The sequence below is a fragment of the Craterilacuibacter sp. genome (assembly GCF_051659485.1).
Taxonomy (GTDB): Bacteria; Pseudomonadota; Gammaproteobacteria; order Burkholderiales; family Chromobacteriaceae; genus Craterilacuibacter.
The window spans coordinates 1-1,550 of sequence record NZ_JBOFOO010000103.1 but is presented as its reverse complement, the minus strand read 5'-3'; the positions used below and the strand labels follow the sequence as shown (position 1 = coordinate 1,550).

General features: G+C 59.0%; 1 protein-coding gene and 1 pseudogene. One reads left to right on the top strand and one right to left on the bottom strand.

The window, feature by feature from the left end; translation table 11 throughout:
- Positions 1–79 precede the first annotated feature (79 nt).
- Positions 80–1,135, top strand: a complete 1,056-nt coding sequence (locus tag ACRC1E_RS03720; protein ID WP_438513764.1) for an AI-2E family transporter — start codon at positions 80–82, stop codon at positions 1,133–1,135.
- Between the two features lie 108 nt (positions 1,136–1,243).
- Here the strand turns inward: ACRC1E_RS03720 and ACRC1E_RS03715 are convergent.
- Positions 1,244–1,550, bottom strand: a pseudogene (locus ACRC1E_RS03715) (acetyl-CoA C-acyltransferase); the annotation flags it as partial.

Sequence of the window (1,550 nt, the reverse complement as noted above, 5' to 3'; positions counted from 1 at the left end):
TGCCTGATACAACCGGACGCTAGTCCGGTTTTTTGCCTCGGACTGCTGTTATTAAACACTTGCTTATCCACGAAAAAACATGCCTCAAGACAAACAAAGCTTCAACGTAATGGCTGCCATCCGCATCACGGCGGTTCTCTTGCTGCTGGCGGCCTGCCTCAAGGTGGTCCAGCCTTTTCTGGGCGCACTGATTTGGGCGGCGATCATCTCGATTGCGGTCTGGCCCCATTACAACTGGCTATCAAGGCGCATGGGCGGGCGCGATAAACTCGCGGCGGTATTGATCGTCACCTTATTGATGCTTGCCATCGCCGCGCCTATCAGCACCATGGCGGTCAAGCTGGCGCATAGCCTGCCTGATGTCGAAACGCTGGAGACACTGGGCCAGTACCCCGTCCCCCGTGCACCGGCATGGCTGGACACTATCCCGCTGGTCGGCCACAAACTCAGTGCACTGTGGCTATCGGTACAGGGCGACTTGCCCGGCTATCTTGAAAAACTGCGCCCGACAACCAATAAAATCGCTTTATGGATACTGGGGCAAGGGGCCAGCATCGGCTTCAGCCTGCTCGAAATCATTCTCGCGATCCTGATTTCCGGCCTGCTGCTCGTCAATGGCGACAAGTTATGGGATGGCGCCAACCTGACTTTGCGCAAACTGGGCGGCGCACCGGCCGACGGTTTGGCTGAAGTGATTGCCCGCACTGTGCGCGGCGTATCCAATGGCGTAGTCGGCACCGCGCTGGCGCAAACCATCTTGTGCGTGATTGGCCTCTTGATCGCCGGCGTCCCCGGTGCACTGGCCTTGGGCTTCTTGTGCTTTGTGTTTGCCGTCGCGCAACTGCCCACACTATTGGTATGGCTGCCGGCTGCCGGCTGGGTGTTTTACACCGGCGACAATAGTTACGGCATCTTCTTGCTGCTGTGGGGCTTCTTGCTGGTCAATACAGTCGACAATGTCCTGCGCCCCTTGCTGATCAGTCAGGGTGCACAGATGCCGCTCTTCATTATCTTCATGGGGGTAATGGGCGGCCTGCTGGCTTGGGGGGTGATTGGCCTATTTATCGGGCCTACCCTGCTGGCGGTGGCACTGACGATCTATCGCCACTGGCTGGGTGACACGAATAGCGACTAAGCGCTGCACCCTGCGCCGACCCGATTCGTCCTGATGAAAACAGCCCGGCAAGCGATGCTTGACGGGCTGTTTTTTATCCATCTGGCCCATAGCGGCCAGACAGCGCTGTTACAGGATTTCCAGTATCCCTGCTGCGCCCATGCCGGTACCGATACACATGGTCACCATGCCGTAGCCTTTTTCGCCACGGTTACGCATGCCGTGTACCAGTGTTGCGGTACGGATCGCGCCGGTCGCGCCCAGCGGATGGCCCAGCGCGATCGCGCCGCCATTCGGGTTGACAAGGCTCATGTCCAGCTCCAGATCGCGGGCCACGGCCAGTGCCTGCGCGGCAAAAGCTTCGTTCAGCTCCATCCACTTGATGTCGGACTGGCTGATACCGGCCTGGCGGCAAGCCAGTGGAATCGCCTCTTTC

Excerpts from the sequence above, each read along its gene's own strand:
- ACRC1E_RS03720 (WP_438513764.1), top strand. The coding sequence starts at position 80 with ATGCCTCAAGACAAACAAAGCTTCAACGTAATGGCTGCCATCCGCATC.